Origin of the sequence: Streptomyces canarius (assembly GCF_014650735.1) — a bacterium.
Lineage (GTDB): Bacteria > Actinomycetota > Actinomycetes > Streptomycetales > Streptomycetaceae > Streptomyces > Streptomyces olivaceoviridis.
Genome location: NZ_BMVN01000005.1, coordinates 35,670 through 50,827, shown reverse-complemented (window position 1 = coordinate 50,827; position 15,158 = coordinate 35,670). Strand labels below are relative to the sequence as shown.

At 71.4% G+C, this 15,158-nt stretch carries 13 protein-coding genes; 11 read left to right on the top strand and 2 right to left on the bottom strand.

Features of this window, described 5'->3' with window-relative positions; translation table 11 throughout:
* Positions 1–149 precede the first annotated feature (149 nt).
* Entirely contained in the window at positions 150–1,262 is a 1,113-nt protein-coding gene (locus IE294_RS09175; RefSeq protein ID WP_189884181.1) for an IS701 family transposase, read from the bottom strand.
* Between the two features lie 737 nt (positions 1,263–1,999).
* Between IE294_RS09175 and IE294_RS09170 the strand changes: the two genes are divergently transcribed.
* From IE294_RS09170 to IE294_RS09130, 9 genes are all read left to right on the top strand, one after another.
* Positions 2,000–3,070 (top strand): ParB/RepB/Spo0J family partition protein, encoded by a 1,071-nt coding sequence (locus tag IE294_RS09170; RefSeq protein WP_229917066.1) that lies wholly within the window; start codon positions 2,000–2,002, stop codon positions 3,068–3,070.
* Positions 3,071–3,336: 266 nt separating this feature from the next.
* A complete protein-coding gene (locus IE294_RS09165; protein ID WP_189884179.1) occupies positions 3,337–4,365 on the top strand; it encodes an NAD(P)/FAD-dependent oxidoreductase in 1,029 nt (342 codons plus the stop codon).
* Entirely contained in the window at positions 4,362–4,664 is a 303-nt protein-coding gene (locus IE294_RS09160; protein ID WP_189819445.1) for a 2Fe-2S iron-sulfur cluster-binding protein, read from the top strand. The genes IE294_RS09165 and IE294_RS09160 overlap by 4 nt, the downstream gene beginning before the upstream one ends.
* A gap of 46 nt (positions 4,665–4,710) precedes the next feature.
* Positions 4,711–5,463 carry a hypothetical protein gene (locus IE294_RS09155; protein WP_014677206.1) on the top strand — a complete coding sequence of 251 codons (753 nt, stop codon included), beginning with the start codon at positions 4,711–4,713 and terminating at the stop codon, positions 5,461–5,463.
* 66 nt (positions 5,464–5,529) lie between these two features.
* The gene (locus IE294_RS09150) at positions 5,530–6,915 is read left to right on the top strand and encodes an ATP-grasp domain-containing protein (protein WP_229917065.1); all 1,386 of its coding nucleotides are present in this window, start codon (positions 5,530–5,532) and stop codon (positions 6,913–6,915) included.
* On the top strand, positions 6,912–8,237 hold the full coding sequence (locus IE294_RS09145) for an ATP-grasp domain-containing protein (protein WP_189884177.1): 1,326 nt from the start codon (positions 6,912–6,914) through the stop codon (positions 8,235–8,237). The genes IE294_RS09150 and IE294_RS09145 overlap by 4 nt, the downstream gene beginning before the upstream one ends.
* Positions 8,234–9,496 carry an ATP-grasp domain-containing protein gene (locus IE294_RS09140; RefSeq protein ID WP_189884175.1) on the top strand — a complete coding sequence of 421 codons (1,263 nt, stop codon included), beginning with the start codon at positions 8,234–8,236 and terminating at the stop codon, positions 9,494–9,496. The genes IE294_RS09145 and IE294_RS09140 overlap by 4 nt, the downstream gene beginning before the upstream one ends.
* Before the next feature lie 70 nt (positions 9,497–9,566).
* A complete protein-coding gene (locus IE294_RS09135; RefSeq protein ID WP_189884173.1) occupies positions 9,567–11,273 on the top strand; it encodes a DUF885 domain-containing protein in 1,707 nt (568 codons plus the stop codon).
* Positions 11,274–11,289: 16 nt separating this feature from the next.
* The gene (locus IE294_RS09130; RefSeq protein ID WP_189884171.1) at positions 11,290–11,808 is read left to right on the top strand and encodes a hypothetical protein; all 519 of its coding nucleotides are present in this window, start codon (positions 11,290–11,292) and stop codon (positions 11,806–11,808) included.
* 20 nt (positions 11,809–11,828) lie between these two features.
* Here IE294_RS09130 and IE294_RS09125 read toward each other — a convergent pair whose 3' ends face one another.
* Entirely contained in the window at positions 11,829–12,302 is a 474-nt protein-coding gene (locus IE294_RS09125; RefSeq protein ID WP_189884169.1) for a winged helix-turn-helix transcriptional regulator, read from the bottom strand.
* Positions 12,303–12,390: 88 nt separating this feature from the next.
* Here IE294_RS09125 and IE294_RS09120 point away from each other — a divergent pair, with 88 nt between their 5' ends.
* The gene (locus IE294_RS09120; RefSeq protein WP_189884167.1) at positions 12,391–13,659 is read left to right on the top strand and encodes an MFS transporter; all 1,269 of its coding nucleotides are present in this window, start codon (positions 12,391–12,393) and stop codon (positions 13,657–13,659) included.
* A gap of 98 nt (positions 13,660–13,757) precedes the next feature.
* Complete coding sequence (locus IE294_RS09115) at positions 13,758–15,065, top strand: aminotransferase class V-fold PLP-dependent enzyme (protein ID WP_229917064.1); 1,308 nt, start codon at positions 13,758–13,760, stop codon at positions 15,063–15,065.
* The last annotated feature ends 93 nt before the right edge of the window (positions 15,066–15,158 follow it).

Sequence of the window (15,158 nt, the reverse complement as noted above, 5' to 3'; positions counted from 1 at the left end):
CCGTGCCGCCAGGCACTGTTTCGGGCGGGCGACGCGCTCCCGACCACGGCCGTGCCCCGGGGCGGCGCTCCCGCGTGGGGCGGGACGCCCGTTCCGCCGGGCGGCAGCGGCTCCCGGCGCTCACCCGCGCGGCCGGTTGCGGGACCGGGTCAGCAGAGGCGGCCGTGGAGCCGGGAGTAGGCGAACGCGGCGGACACCAGTGTGGTGTGGTGGTGCCAGCCCGGGAACGACCGCCCCTCGAAGTCCCGCAGCCCGAAGTCCTCGTGGAGGGTGTTGACCACGCCCGCCGCCAGACTCGGCTGCCGCATCAGCGGGCCCAGGTCGGGCAGCGGGCGGTCGACCAGGTTCGTCAGCCAGTACTGTGCCGAGTCGTCCCGCCGGTGCTGGACGAGCAACCGCAACCGGACGCGTCCGCTCGGCGGACCGGACGGGGACACCGGGAGGGTGAGGACGCGTTGCCGTTCCTCCGCGGTCACGTCGCCGTGCTCCGTGAGGAGTTCACGCACGGTGAGCGGTGGGGAGCCGGCCGACGGGGACGGCGCGTGCACGACGCGCATCGTGCCGGGGACCTCCACCACGAAGGGCCGTTCGCTCTGTGTGAGGTGACCGAGGAACGCCTCGCGGTCCGGCAGCCAGGACAGGTCGGCCGTGACAGGAGCACATCGGCCAGGAGACAGCGAGGCCGTTCGTCGCAGGAGATCCGCGGCCTGGGACCACAGCGGACCGCGGACCTCGTCCGGCACCCGCACCTTCGACCGCCGTGCCCGCGTCCAGGTCCGAGGAATGTACAGGCTCCAGTCGACGGGCAGCGGGCCGTGCTCGCCCGTGGCCAGCACCACCAGACCGAGCTGGCAGTTCGACAGCCGGCCCAGTCCCGGGTCGAACCTGCGGTGGACCCCGGCGGAGTACTCGCCGCGCTTGGGTATGAAGGCGGGTGCCAGTGTCCAGGCCGTCACCGCTTCGCCGGTCGGTACCACCCGGCGCAGGAGGTTCCGGCGTGCCGCCATCCAGTCCCAGGGGCTGGCGTTCACGAACTGGTGCAGAGCCTGTGAGGCCGTCGGCGAGTCACTGACGGATTCCGCCAGCCGCCGCAACGACTTCTTACCGGGTGTCTTCAGCAGTGCCCGCACGTGCAGCTCCGCCCACCTGCGCTGGTCTGCTCGGGGCAGATGGTCGAAGACGGTCTCGACGAACGACCGGAGACACGGGCCCTGGGCGCCCTCGGCGAGGGTCGGCGGCGCCGGCTCGTGCAGCACTGTCATCGGGACATCCCTTCCACGCGACGTACCGCTCTCCACGATGCGTGTGCGCGGCCCCGCCGCCGACGACGGGGGATGCAACCGACGGCGAGGCCGAGCCCAGCATAAATAGCGTTATCTATCTAAGGCTAGGAGGGGTGCGGCCCACGTGACGATTCGAGCCAGTTCGAGGACGGGGCCGGCCGGCTGCGGAAGTCCCCACCGGTGCAGCAGAGTTGAGAGGGTTCGTACGGGCGGACTTGGCCAAGTGGCGCCACGGCCGCCCCGCCCACTCACATGAATATCGCTCTTTATGCTTGACTCGGCCTCGCCGTCGGTTGATCCCCCGCAGTCGGCGGCGAGGCCGCCGCACATCGATCGGGGACAGCGGTACGTCGCTTGGGAGGAAGTCCCGATGACACTGCTGCACGAGCCGACACCAGGAGCATCCGCCGAGCCCGTCTGCGGCTGTACGGCGCGGGCAGGCCGACGGTGGGCGGAGCCGTACGAGGCGCCGTTTCGCGCACGCCGGCCCTCCGGGGGCTGACGGACGTGCCGTGCCGGTCCCGCCGATTCGCCGGCCGGCCACCAGGCGGGGACTCCGCCACGTCATGACGGTCCGCGCCCTCGCTGCGAGATCCGCTCCGCCGTCTTCCACCGCACGGCACCCCTGTGCCGTGCATCACGCTCACCGGAACCGATGACGTTCTCCTCGGTACTTGCAGCCCCACATGCAGAAAACGACAGAAAGCAGATCTTCGGTGCCTTCAGACCTTGTGGACAACCCGCCCCCCACACGCCTGCCGGACCGGTCGCGGACGACGGCCCGGGATCCCGCCCCGACGACCTCGGCATCATGTGCCGACGTCCATCTGACGCCCGTCGCCTCGCTGGTGGATGCCGACTCGCCACGTCTGGAAGGGCTCAGCCAGGACCACATCGCCGTCCTCGCGCAGGGCGACATCGAGCCGATACTGGTGCACCGGGACACCCTGCGCGTGGTCGACGGGATGCATCGGCTCCGGGCCGCCCGGCTGCGCGGGGACGAGATGATCCCGGTCCGGTATCTGGACGGGCCGGCCAGTGAGGTGTTCATCCACTCCGTGGCGGCCAACGTCAGCCATGGTCTGCCCCTGACGCTCCAGGACAGGAAAGCCGCGGCCCGGCGCATCCTGGCCCAGCACCCGGATCTGTCGGACCGGGCGGTCGCGCGCATCACCCGGCTGTCGCCCAAGACCGTGGGCGCCGTCCGCCGTGCTTCGAGTGAGGAAGTTCCACAGTCGAAGGTCCGGGTCGGGGCGGACGGCCGTTCTCGTCCGCTCGATGCGGCGCAACGCCGGGAGGCGGTCGGCGCGTTCCTCGCCGAGCACCCCGCCGCCACGCTCCAGGAGGCGGCCACCGCCGCCGGGGTGTCGATCAGCACGGCGTGCGAGATCCGGCAGCGGATGCGGCGGGGCGAGCAGGAGTCCCGGCCGCCGGACCGGAGCACCGCGCGCGAAGCCCGGGACCCGTCCCCCGCGGGCGACCCGGTGAGCAGCCGGTGCACAGGACGCGGCCGGGCCCGGCGCATCGAGAGCCTGGCGAAGGACCCGTCCCTGAGGTTCACGCAGTCCGGGCGCGCGTTGCTGCGCTGGCTCCACGAGCGGGCGCCCGATCTCGAAGCAGGGCGGCAGCTGCTGGCCGCGGTGCCGCCGCACTGCGCCGTGGCCGTCGCGGACCTGGCCAACTCCTACGCCCGGGAGTGGCAGCGGTTCGCCAGCGCTCTGGGCCAGGCGGTCATCGACGCGGACGAACAGCAGAGCGCACCGGAGGCGCGACGCCCGGGGCGGTGAGCGGGCCGCCCGTCCGGCCCGGAGCGGAAGCGGTCCCGCCCCGTGCGGCCCGCGAATAGCGGCGGGCGGAGTTTCGAATCCATTTCTTGACGGCAGATCAGGGCCGGCGAATGATGAGATGCAGTTCGGCGGCAACAGCGCCGGATATCGACAGGAAAACGCCGAGCGGCAGGAAGGTAATTCCCTTCGTGTCACCCGGACGACCGGCCCTCGGAATGGGGCAGCAGAGTTCTTCGACCGAACGCTAGAAATACCTGGAGTTCAGGATGGACCGAGCGGGGGTTCGAGTGGAGACGACCGTGGCCGACGCGGAAGCGAGCGCGGACGTGGCTGTAGTCGGCGCAGGGCCGGCCGGTCTGTACACCGCCTGCTGCGCGGGCTTCCGAGGACTTTCCAGCGTGATAGTCGATGCGCTGCCGGAGCCGGGCGGACAGGTCGCGGCCCTGTACCCGGAGAAGAGGATCCACGACGTCGCCGGCCTTCCGGCCGTACGGGGCCGGGAACTGGTCGACGGTCTGATCACCCAGGTGGAGCCGTTCCGCCCGCGTTACCTGCTCGGCCGGACGGCGGTCTCCCTGGTGCCGCAGGAGGGCAGGGGCTGGGCGATACGGCTGGAGGACGGCGGGCTGGTGCGTGCCGGAGCCGTCGTGATCGCAGCCGGACTCGGCCGTTCGGTCCCGCGCACCCTGCCGTGCCTGGGGCCCTACCAGGGGCGTGGTGTGGCCCACCACGTGCCGCGTCCCGAGGAGCACCGGGACCGTGACGTGGTGATCGTGGGCGGCGGCGACAGCGCGGTCGACTGGGCTCTCGCCCTCGCGCCGATCGCACGGTCCGTCACGGTCGTGCACCGGCGCTCGGCCTTCCGCGCCCACGAGCACAGCGTCAAGCAGATGTACGCATCGGGCGTTCGAGTGGTGACCGACGCGCAGGTGACGGCCTGTAATGGAACCGGAAATCTGGAAGAAGTGTGGGTCCGCACCGAGGAGCGCGAATGGAAACTGCCCGCACAGGCTCTCGTCGGAGCGCTGGGATTCATCACCAACCTGGGCCCGATCGCCGATTGGGGACTCCGGATGAGTAATCGCCTTGTGCTGGTCGACGGAGCGATGCGGACGAATATTCCGGGAGTGTACGCGGTCGGCGACATCTGCCATTACGAGGGTCGCGTTCCCCTCATATCGGTGGCCTTCGGTGAGGCGGCGACCGCGGCGAACCACGCGGCGGTCGGGCTGCGCCCCGGATCGCGCCTCGCACCGGAGCACTCCACCGACATCGACGCCCCAAACCTGTCATGAACCTGAAAAAACTGACCATCCTTCCGGCGGGAACCGAAGTCCTGCTGCCGGCGGGATCTCCCCTCACCGAAGTCGAGTACGAGGTGCCGCAGCTGCGGCCCATCCCCTTCGGATGCCGCTCCGGATCGTGCGGCGCGTGCGTCATCGAGGTGCTGGAGGGTCTCGGCTCCCTCGGCGAACCCGACCCCGACGAACTCGACTTCCTGGAAGACCTCGGCCGCACCGGCGGCACCCACCGCCTGGCCTGCCAGTGCCGGCTGCGGGGCGACGCGACCGTTCGCGTCGCCGACGACATCTGAATCCGCTCGCACGAAGAGTCCGAGCGTCCGAACCGAAAGGTGAACCATGCCGAACCGCGTGACCAACGTCGGCTACGGGGACCGTACCCCGTTCCTCAGCAGCACTGCCGCGGCCCAGCTGCGCGCCGAGATCGACGCGCAGCTCGACCAGCAGGTCCTCGAGTGGTACGCCAACGTCCCCGAGGCCGCCCATCTCGAGGGGAAGAACGTCGACTCCGCGTACTACAGGCGGAACCTGATCGAGACCGCCTGGCGCATCCGGATGCTGCGCGTGTCCGAGGCCAAGGCGCTGGTGGAGATCGCCAAGACCAGCCCCGAGGCGGCGCAGGTCTGGGCCAACTACGAGCAGGAGGAGATGCTCCACGACGAGCTGTTCATCGCCGACCTGGAGAAGGCGGGCGTGTCCCGCGAACAGTTCCTGGCCACCGAGCCCTACCTGTCGACCAAGCTGCTCACCGGCTACTTCTCCTACCTCCTGGACCACGAGGGCCCGCTGGGCGTGGTGGCGTACTCCTACCTCGTCGAGTACGTGAACGTGCAGCTGGAGCCGAGGAAGCTGGAGGCGCTGAAGAAGTCGGTCGGCGAGGCCAACATCGGCGGACAGATCAACCACTCGCACACCGACATCAACGACGACCACCCCGGCGAGGTGTGGGCGGCCGTCCGGCACCTGCTCCGGAGCCAGGACGACATCGAGGCGTTCAAGCGGTACCTCCGCGAGCACCAGCAGATCCTGGCGCAGTACTTCGAGGAGCTCTACCTGGACACCATCGCCGGGGCCGAGAAGCAGCCGGCCTGAGATCCGATCCCAGCGGGGGCGCGGTGCGGACGCGCCGCGCCCCCGCCTGCCGGCAAGGAGGCCGGAATGAGCACCGAAAACGCCAGGGGAGTGCTGCTGCTCAGCCACGTCGGGTTCTCGTTCATGGAGGACCTCCTCGGCACGGTCACGGCGCGGGGGCTGAAGGGCTATGTGCTCAGCTCGTTGCCGGAACCGCAGCACCAGGCATCCAGGCCGGCGGCGCTGGCCGACCTCGCCGCCGACGTCCGGGTGACCGGCGGGCACGTCCTGACGGCCCGCGACGTCGAGGACTACCTCGACCACCTCCAGGCAGCGGGTGCGGCGGTGCAGTGCTGCCTCACCGTCTGGGAGGGCTACCGGCATCTGATGGCGCTGGCCAACGCCCGACTGGGTGTGCCGGACCTGGACGAGAAGCAGGTCCTGGACCTGCGGGACAAACTGACACTGCGCAACCGGCTGGCCGACGCCGGGCTCAGCCGCGGCCGGGCGTCCGCCCTCACTCCCGAGACACTCGCCGCACGCCAACGCGCGGGCGGTCGCTACTTCGTGAAGCCGGTCAGCGGCATCGCCTCCTTCGGGACGTTTCCCCTCACGGCCGACACGACCTGGACCGAGGTGGAACGCATCGCCACCGAGGCCCGGTCCGACACGGTCTACTCCAGCGCCTTCACCGCCCAGCCCGGTTCCGGCAGCCCCGCAGCCGGCTCCGGTCACGGTGTCACCGGCGCGATGGAGTTCCTCGTCGAGGACTACGTTCCGGGGAGGGAGTTCAGCTTCGAGGTGATCGCCGTCGACGCCGAGCCGCACGTCGTGGCCGTGCACGAGAAGTGCCAGGTCACCGAGACGGCGGGGACCGTGTTGGAGAACGCCTGTGTCAGCCCGCCCACCAGCCTGTCGCAGGAGGAGATCGCCGCCGGGATCCGCTGGGTGACGAGCGTGCTGGACGTCCTCGACCTCGACTGGGGCTGTTTCCACATCGAGGCGAGGCACGCCGCGTCCGGCTGGGATCTGATCGAGGTCAACCCGCGGGTGGGCGGCAGCCTGATCTCGCCCAGTGTGGCGGCGCTGACCGGCGGCCCCGGCCTGCTCGACCTCTGGCTGGACTGCCTGCTCGCGGCCGGCGGGCCCGCCGACTTCGGCACGGCGCTGAAGAGCCTGTCGTTCGCGGCGGACGGCACGACGCGGGGTCGTCACGCGACGTTCTTCCGGGTCTTCTTCGCCGAGCCCGGAACGATCCGATCGGTCGCTCTGAACGACGACCTCCCCCTGGAGCCCGTCGTGTCGCACGTCCTGCTCAAGCCCGGCGACGTCGTGCACTCGTCCTCGCGCGAAGTGTTCCTCGGCCAGGTGCTCTGGCGCATGGACCGAGCGGACCGCGATGCGGTCCTGCCCTGGCTGCTGCCCGCCTCCGAGCACGCCATCGAGATCGTGTACGAGAGGGAGCGCGGATGACCAGGCCGATCCTCCTCATCGTCGACTACAACCTCAGCCGCATCGACGAGGTCCGCCACCTGCGGGACCACGCGCGAGACCACCACGGCGCGACGGTGATCCTCGTCCGCGCCGACCCCACCGAGGCCGACCGCTCCATCGCCGACGAGGTGATCGACCTCGACCCGCTGCGCGACGACTTCGCCGAGATGGGCGAGAAGCTGCTCGGTGACCGGCGCGAGCGGATCAGGGCGGGCATCGTCTTCTCCGACAACGCCGTACACAGCGGGGCCGAGCTGCTGGAGCGGCTGGGCGTCCCGGTCGACGCGTCGCGGCCGGCCCAGGGCGCGTTCTCCAAGTACCGCTACCGGCTCGCCGAGGCACGCGTGGCCGACCTGCTCCGGACGCAACGGATCATGGTGCCCGCGTTCGCCGAGATCGCCTCGCTCGACCAGCTGAGGGGATTCGCCCGCGATCACCCCCGGGGCTTCGTCGTCAAGCCCACCGCCGAGGGGAACAACCGGGGCGTCGTCGTGGTCCGGCCGGGCGACGACCTCACGGCGGTGTTCGCCGAGGTCCTCCCCTACCTGGAGGGCGGGGTGATCTGCGAGGAGCTGATTCCGTACCGGAGGGAGTACTCCTTCGACGGACTGGGGTCGCTGGCGTTCCTCACGGAGAAGATCAGCGCGCTCGGCCGGTACCCCGTCGAGATCGCCCAGGTCCTGCCGGCCCGGGTGGCCGAGCACGAGCGCGCGACGCTGGAACGGGCGGGACGGCAGGCGAACCTGCTCGTCGGGCAGTGTGACGGGCCCTTCCACAACGAGATCAAGTTGAGCGACGACGGGCTGCGCGCCGCGGTGGTGGAGCCCAACCGGCGACCGGGCGGGATGAAGATCTGGTCGCTGGCCCGCTGGGTCTACGGCATCGATCTGCACCACCGCTGGGTCGACGCGGCCTTCGGCACGGCCGCCGGCAGGCCGGAGCTGGTGCCCGGGTGCTCGGCGGCGACCGTGCTGCTCGGCGTCGCCACCGACCGCTCGTTCCGTCCGGGCGACGTCCTGTCCGGCGCGGACCCGTTCGCGGACGCCGTCCAGGTCACCGCGGAACGCCTCGGCCTGGCCGAGGGGGAACTGACGGCCACGGAGTTCTCCTGGCTGTCGGCCGAGCGCCGCGACCTGCACGCGGTCGCCCGCGACAACGCGGACTTCGCGGCGCAGGGCTGCGTCGTCCTGCGCGGCGGCCGTACCGATATCCGCACCGTCGTCCACGCACTGCGCCAGGCGTGGTCGGACGCCCTGGACCGCGCCCTTCGCTCTCCCGCCTCCCTCAGGAAGACCCGATGAAGATCCTCATCCTGCACCGCGTGCCCTACTTCAAGATCGAATACCACCGGGGGATCTCCCACGACCGGCACGACGTCACCTATTTCGGGACCGACCAGGCGCTGGCCACCTTGCCACCGCACCTGCGCTGCGAGCGGGTGAGCCGTCCGGGTCTCGGCTCGGCCTTCGAGGAGGCACGGGACTGGCTGGCACGCCGGCCCCGCGACTTCGACCGGGTCATCTCGGTGTCGGAGTACGAGCTGCTCGACGCCGCCCTGCTGCGCGAGTACCTGGGCGTGCCCGGCGCGCCGGCCGACCAGGTGGCCCTGGCCCGGGACAAGGTCCTGATGAAGCAGGCGGTCGAGGACGCGGGCCTGCGCGTGCCCCGCTTCCTCGCGCTGCCCCGCTTCCTCGACCTGGACGGCCGGGTCCCCTGGGACGGCCGGACCGTGCTGAAGCCGCATCGCGGTGCGTCCAGTGAGGACGTCCTCGTCTTCGACACGCCCCGGCAGGCCGCCGCAGCCGTCACCGGGGGCCGCACCGGCATCCCCGGGCTCGACGCGGGCAGCGGCCTGGCGGACTTCGAGGTGGAGGAGTTCGTCGCCGGGCCGATCAGGCACTTCGACGGCCTGGTGCAGGGCGGCGAAGTACTGGTCCTGAGCGGCAGTGAGTACGTCGGCACCTGCCTCCAGTACGCGCAGGGCGGGCCACTGGGGTCGTTCCAGCTCGCCCTGTCCGAGCAGGAGCGCGCCTGGGTGTCCCGCGCCCTGGCGGCGGTGCGCATCCAGGACGGCAGTTTCCATCTGGAGGCGATCGCGCACCGGGGGGAACTGGTCTTCCTGGAGGTCGGCAACCGGGTAGGGGGCGCCGACGTGGTGGCGACCGTCGAGCTGGCCACCGGCGTCCACCTCCCCTCGTACGAGCTGCGCGCGCTGCTCGGCGAGCGCGTCACCGGAACGATCCCCGAGCCGCCCGCCGACCGGCGCCTGTACGGCTGGTTCGTCTGCCCCGGCCACCACCTGGCCGGCAGGGAGTTCCAGGGGCTCGACGGGACGGCGGCGTTCCGGGACGACCCGGCCGTGGTCGCCTGGAACGAACTGCCGCCCGGCTCGCCGCTGCCCGACCACATCACCTACCAGTCCGGCGAGACGGTGCTCGCGGGGATCGTCGCGGGCGACACCCCCGAGGGCGGCCGGCGCTGGATCGCCGATCTGTTCGCCTCGCTCTCGGTCCGCACCCGGCCGGCCGCTCGGACGACGTCGGAGCAGGTGCCGGCATGAGGACCCAGCACCTGTCGTGCGCGGTGGCCGTCACCGCTGCCGGGCTGCCGTCGCGAAGCGGGTCCCGGTCATGACGGCACTGAACGATCTCGCGGATCAGTACGTGGACGAGCTGGCCCGACTGGACCCCTGCCTCGCCGCGGCGATGGGCATCGCCGGTCAGGAGACCCGTCTGACCGACTTCGGCCCCCAGGCGGTGCAGGAGCGGGCGGCGTCGGCGCGCCGCATGCTGAAGGCGGTCGAGGACACGCCCGTGGCCGGGGACGCGGAGCGCGTCGCCGCAGCGGTGCTGCGTGAGCGGCTCGCCACGCAGGTGGCGCTGGCCGACACCGACGCGTACGGCACGCTGCTGGACACCCTCGACGGGCCCGTCCAGCGTGTGCGGCAAGCGGTGGGTCTGCTGGATCAGGGCCGCGACACCGCGTGGGAGGTGTTGCTGGCACGGCTGGCGGCCGTACCGGAGGCGCTGGCGGGGCTGCGGGAGAGTCTGGAGGCGGCACGGCGCCGGGGCCGGGTGGCACCGTACCGCCAGGTGATCCGCAACGCCCGGGAGTGCCGTGACATGCGGCAGTACCTGGCGGGGTTGCCCGCCGGGCACGGGGACGGGGTGTTGCGCGGCGCACTGGAGCAGGCCGTGACGGCTGCGAACGACGCGCTGGCACGGATGGCTGCGTACCTGTCGCGGGAGCTCGCGGCCCACGCCCCGGAGCTGGACGCGGTGGGCGAGGAGCGCTACCGGCTCGGGGTGCGGGAGTTCCTCGGCACCCGGCTGGACCTGCGGCAGACCTACGCCTGGGGCTGGGAGGAACTCGGCCGGGTACAGCGGGACATGGCGGTGACGGCGGCACGGATCGCGCCCGGCGAACCGGTGCCGGCCGTGCTGGCGGCGCTCGACGAGGACCCGCGCCACCAGATGACCGACAGGGCGCGCTTCCGCGACTGGCTCCAGGAACTCGCCGACGCCGCCATCACCGACCTCGACGGGACACACTTCGCGATCCCCGAGCCGCTGCGGCGGATCGACTGCCGGATCGGCCCCGCCGACGGGCCCGCCTTCTACCTGGCGCCCAGCGAGGACCTGTCGCGTCCCGGCACGGTGTGGTGGACCAGGCCCGAACCGGGCGCACCGATCCGGACGTGGACCGTGCCGGGCACGATGTTCCACGAGGGCGTCCCGGGCCACCACCTCCAGCTGGGCGTGACGACGCTCAACACCTCCGTGCTCAACCGGTTCCAGCGGCTGTCGTGCGAACTGCACCCGGGGCACGTGGAGGGGTGGGGCCTGTACGCCGAGCGGCTGATGGACGAACTCGGATACCTCGCCGACCCGGCCCACCGGCTGGGGATGCTGGCCACCGGGCAACTGTTGCGTGCCGCACGGGTCGTCCTGGACATCGGGCTGCACCTGCGACTCCGCATCCCCGCGGGCACCGGGTTCCACGAGGGCGAGCGGTGGACGCCTCAACTGGGCCGCGCGTTCCTCACGGAGCACTGCGGGCTCGGCCCACCGGGGTTCGTCGAGTTCGAGATCGACCGATACCTGGGACGCCCGGGGCAGGCCCTCGCCTACAAGCTGGGAGAGAAGGTGTGGCTGGAGGCGCGGGAGGCGGCCCGCCGCCGCGACGGCGCCGCCTTCGACCTCAAGCGGTTCCACCACCACGCGCTGAACCTGGGCCCGATGGGCCTGGACCTGCTGCGCGCGGAGCTGACACGCGCGGACCGTCCCGCTGAACAGGCGCGGACGGGACGGATACGAGCGGAGCGCACCGCACGGTGAGAAAGCGAGCGATGGGATGATCACGGCAGTGGGACATGCCGACCTGACCCCGACCACCTGGGAGCTGGTGCGGGCCGAACTGCGGGAACGCCTGCGGGGCCTGCCGCCCGACGCGACGGCACTGGTACGCGCCGGCGCCGGACTGCCCCTGGCGTTCGGGCGGGTGGTGCACGAGGTGGGACGGCGCCTGGTTGTCCTGCTCCCGGAACGGGGCGATGCCTTCGCCGACGCTCCGTTCCACGACCGGCGGGCGCACCGGGAACTGCTGGCCCTGGCCGGGCGGATACGGATGCTCCCCTTCGACCCGCTGGACCGGGACGCCTGTGTGAGCGCGGACGAACGGCTGGTCAGCGGCTGCACCCGGCTGCTGGCCGTCTGGGACGGTTCACCGTCCAGCGGGCAGGACGCCACCGCCCACATGGTCGCCTACGCCCGTGCCCGCGGTATCGCCGTGGAGGTCGTCTGGCCTGCGGGTGCCGCCCGTGAACCGGCCGGGCGCACCGCGTCGCCGCGCGTGCCCGAGCACAGGCGCTGACCGTCTCGCCGGCCGTCGCCTCACCGCTGTCGTTCGCCGCCGGTCTTCCGCACGTGAGTGGTGTCGGCGTCGAGGAGGGCACCGTCGGCGCCGGTCGGCCTGATGTCCGGCACACGGGCGCCCTGCCGGTCGACCAGGGTGGAGTGCGCCTCGCCGGGTGCGAAGGCGTGGCGCTCCCCCCACTGGCGGAGGGTGAGCAGGACGGGGAAGAGATCGCGGCCGACGTCGGTGAGGACGTACTGGAGGCGGCGGCCCGAGGGCGCGGTCTGCTGGGCCAGGACTCCGTGGGCGGTGAGCTTGCGCAGGCGGTCGGTGAGGATGTTGCGGGCGATGCCGGTCCGTTGCTGGAACTCGGTGAAGGACCGTGCGCCGTCCATCGCGTCCCGGACGATCAGCAGGCTCCACCGGTCACCGACGAGGTCGAGCGTGCGGGCCACCGGGCAGTCGGGATCGGTCCAGGCGGGGCTCGGAGTGCCCGTGGAGGGGCGCGGCATGACACCTCCCGATGAGTTGCGGATTGAGACCATCATGCCCTACGGTCGAAACAGTTTCACTTTGCTACTCATTTTTGTAAGGAGTGCGATGGACGTCTGGCGACGGTTACTCCTCGCGACCGTGTGCGGTGTCGCGGTGGCGAGCATCTACGCTGCGCAAACGGTGCTGCCGCCCATGGGAGACAGCCTCGGGGTGTCGGCACAGCACGCCGGGTGGATCGTCTCCACCGGCCAGTTCGGCTATCTGGTCGGCCTGGTGCTGCTCGTGCCGCTCGGCGACGTGGTCGCCAACAGGCGCCGGCTCATCGCGGTGCACATGACCGTCACCGCGGCGGGCCTGTTCGTGACGGCCGCGGCCTCGGCCGCGTGGACGGCCTTCGCCGGGCTCGCCCTGGCCGGCATGTTCGCGGTCGTGGTACAGACCACGGTGGCCTACGCCGCGACGGTCTCGCCGCCCGCCGAGCGCGGACGCAACATCGGTGTCGTGACGTCGGGTGTGGTGGTGGGCATCCTGGGCGCGCGGTTCGTCACCGGCGTGCTCGCGCAGGTGTGGGGCTGGCGCAGCATGTACGCCGTGCTCGGCGTGCTCGCCCTGGCCCTCGCCGCCCTCGTCCTGCGCGCGCTGCCGCCCGAGGACGGCTCCCGACGGCCCGCGGGCTACCGACAGGCCGTCGTTTCGCTCGGCGGGCTGTTCGGGCAGCGTCTGTTCCTGACGCGCGGTCTCATCGCGTTCTTCCTGTTCGCCTCGTTCGGCACCCTGTGGAGTGGCCTGTCCCTGCCGCTGGCGCACGCACCGTGGCACCTGAGCGAGAGCCAGATCGGACTGTTCGGCATCGCCGGACTCGCCGGCGCCCTGGGCGCGGCACGTGCGGGGCGGTGGGCGGACGCGGGACGGGCGATCCCGATCAGCGGCCTCGCGCTGGTGCTGCTCATCGTCTCCTGGGCCGCGACCGCGCAGCTGTCCTGGTCCCTGTGGCTGCTCGCCGTCGGCATCGTGGTGCTCGACTTCTCGGTCCAGGTCGTGCACGTGAGCAACCAGCACGTGCTCACCACCGCGCACCCGGACCGCACCAGCAGCGTCATCGGCGGCTACATGGTCTTCTACTCCCTCGGCTCCGCCCTCGGCGCAGCCGCCACCACCTCCGTCTTCTCCTCCCACGGCTGGGCCGCCTCCAGCCTCCTCGGGGCCGTGTTCGCGGCCTGTGCGCTGATCGTCTGGGCAACCGACGCACGCCGGCGCTCCCGGACCGCGCAGGCCGGCGTCGAGACGGCGGACGCGCACCGCGGCGAGGAGGAGGAGCAGAGGAGCGAAACGGAGCAGGTCGGCCCGATGGCGGACCGTTCCGAGGTCATCTGAGAACTCCCCCGGCTCGACCCCCATGTGCGACCGGCAGGTCCGGGCCGTGGTCCGGCGCCCGCACACATCCAGCCCAGTCACAGTCAAGAGGAGTGATCGTGTCCCTTACGAACCCGGCAAGCTTTGTCGACTCCGACATCGCGAGCGTCTCGCAGGTCACGCCGGAGACCGCGCCCCAGCCTTTCGATCCGGGCGACTGGAAATCCGTCCGTGCGCAGTTCCTCCTGTCGCCCGACCTCGTGCACCTGTCCAACTTCTACCTCGCCTCGAATCCGACGCCCGTCCGTGACGCCATCACGAACTACCGGCGCGCGTTCGACGAGAACCCGCACAGCTTCCTCGACGACAACATGTTCGCCCGCGAAGAGGACATGCTGTGGCGTACCGTCTGTGCCGAGGCGGCCGAGTACGTCGGCGGGCAGGCCAACGAGATCGCCCTGACCAGCAGCACCACCATGGGACTGGCCCTGACCTACAACGGCCTGCGGCTGAAGCCGGGCCAGGAGGTCCTGACCACCACGCACGAGTTCTACCCGCACCACGAGGCGATCCGCCTGGCCGCCGACAAGTGGGGCGCGACCATGCGCTCGATCCCGCTCTACGACTCCTCGTTCGACTTCTCCGCCGACGAGGCCATCGCCCGGCTGCGCGCCGCCGTGCGCCCCAACACCCGTGTGTTCGGTGTGGCCTGGGTGCATTCCAACACCGGCGTGCGCCTGCCGATGTCCAGGATCGCCGACGCCATCGCCGACCTGAACCGGAACCGCGACGAAGCCGACCGCATCCTGCTGGTGGTGGACGGGGTCCACGGGTTCGGCGTCGCGGACGAGGACGTCGCACAGATGGGTTGCGACTTCTTCTCCGCCGGTACGCACAAGTGGATCCTGGGACCGCGCGGGACCGGGATCATGTGGGCGAAGGCGGAGAACTGGGCGCTCCTCCAGCCGACGATTCCCAGCCTGATGAGCAAGGAGACCTCCGCGGCGTGGCGCCAGGACCGCCGGCCGGCCGGCCCCACGGAAGCCGCATGGGTCAGTCCGGGCGGATTCTTCTCCTACGAACACCAGTGGGCCGCCGCCGAGGCGTTCCGCTTCGTCCGGCAGATCGGACGCAAGCGGATCCAGGACCGGATCGCGGAGCTGAACAGCCAGATCAAGGAAGGCCTGGCCGCCATGGAGCACGTGACGCTCCACACGCCACTCGACCCCGAGCTGTCCGCGGGCATCGTCACCTTCGACGTGGAGGGTCACGCACCGCAGGAGGTGGCACGGATCCTCCGCGAGAACCGGGTCATCGCCAACGCCACGCCGTACGGGATTCCCCACGTACGTCTGTCGGCGGGGATCGTCAACTTCCCCGAAGAGATCGACCTGGCCTTGAACGTCATCCGGTCGCTGAAGGGCTAGCGGTCCGGCGCCCGGGAGCCGGGCAGAACGGGGGCCCTGCTGCCGCCGGTGCGGATGTCGCGGTCCGCGGCCCCAGCCGATCCCGGCGCGCCG

What these genes read in the sequence shown, in the direction of transcription:
- IE294_RS09125 (WP_189884169.1), bottom strand. Translation starts at nt 12,302, where the DNA reads ATGCCGCGCCCCTCCACGGGCACTCCGAGCCCCGCCTGGACCGATCCC.
- IE294_RS09145 (WP_189884177.1), top strand. Translation starts at nt 6,912, where the DNA reads ATGACCAGGCCGATCCTCCTCATCGTCGACTACAACCTCAGCCGCATC.
- IE294_RS09135 (WP_189884173.1), top strand. Translation starts at nt 9,567, where the DNA reads ATGACGGCACTGAACGATCTCGCGGATCAGTACGTGGACGAGCTGGCC.
- IE294_RS09140 (WP_189884175.1), top strand. Translation starts at nt 8,234, where the DNA reads ATGAAGATCCTCATCCTGCACCGCGTGCCCTACTTCAAGATCGAATAC.
- IE294_RS09160 (WP_189819445.1), top strand. Translation starts at nt 4,362, where the DNA reads ATGAACCTGAAAAAACTGACCATCCTTCCGGCGGGAACCGAAGTCCTG.
- IE294_RS09155 (WP_014677206.1), top strand. Translation starts at nt 4,711, where the DNA reads ATGCCGAACCGCGTGACCAACGTCGGCTACGGGGACCGTACCCCGTTC.
- IE294_RS09175 (WP_189884181.1), bottom strand. Translation starts at nt 1,262, where the DNA reads ATGACAGTGCTGCACGAGCCGGCGCCGCCGACCCTCGCCGAGGGCGCC.
- IE294_RS09150 (WP_229917065.1), top strand. Translation starts at nt 5,530, where the DNA reads ATGAGCACCGAAAACGCCAGGGGAGTGCTGCTGCTCAGCCACGTCGGG.
- IE294_RS09165 (WP_189884179.1), top strand. Translation starts at nt 3,337, where the DNA reads ATGGACCGAGCGGGGGTTCGAGTGGAGACGACCGTGGCCGACGCGGAA.
- IE294_RS09120 (WP_189884167.1), top strand. Translation starts at nt 12,391, where the DNA reads ATGGACGTCTGGCGACGGTTACTCCTCGCGACCGTGTGCGGTGTCGCG.
- IE294_RS09130 (WP_189884171.1), top strand. Translation starts at nt 11,290, where the DNA reads ATGATCACGGCAGTGGGACATGCCGACCTGACCCCGACCACCTGGGAG.